The organism is Metabacillus sp. 113a, assembly GCF_050107635.1.
Taxonomy (GTDB): domain Bacteria; phylum Bacillota; class Bacilli; order Bacillales; family Bacillaceae; genus Metabacillus_B.
This window is the reverse complement of sequence record NZ_JBNILJ010000052.1, coordinates 1-255: the sequence shown is the minus strand read 5'-3', so window position 1 is coordinate 255 and position 255 is coordinate 1. Positions and strand designations below refer to the sequence as shown.

Annotated in this window: 1 protein-coding gene; it reads right to left on the bottom strand. The window is 36.1% G+C overall.

Going from position 1 to position 255, the window contains the following annotated elements:
* The coding region (gene tnpA, locus ACQCVE_RS19675; protein ID WP_426863677.1) for an IS200/IS605 family transposase at positions 1-254 on the bottom strand (254 nt) is incomplete at its 3' end.
* Position 255: the final 1 nt, after the last annotated feature.

Sequence of the window (255 nt, the reverse complement as noted above, 5' to 3'; positions counted from 1 at the left end):
AGGTGAGGAAATTCCTCTCTCAACTTTTTAGAAGTCACTCCTTTGATTTTTGCCATAATATCAGCAGGACTAAGCGTAGGTAGTGCGTTAAGAAATATATGCGTATGGTCTTTATCGCACTCTAAAGTAACAATGACAATTTCCAATTCTTCACATACTTCTTGTACCAACTGTTTAAATCGTTCCTCTACATCAGTACGAAGGAATATTTTTCTTCGATACCGAGGACAAAAGACAAAATGATAGTTGAGCAAT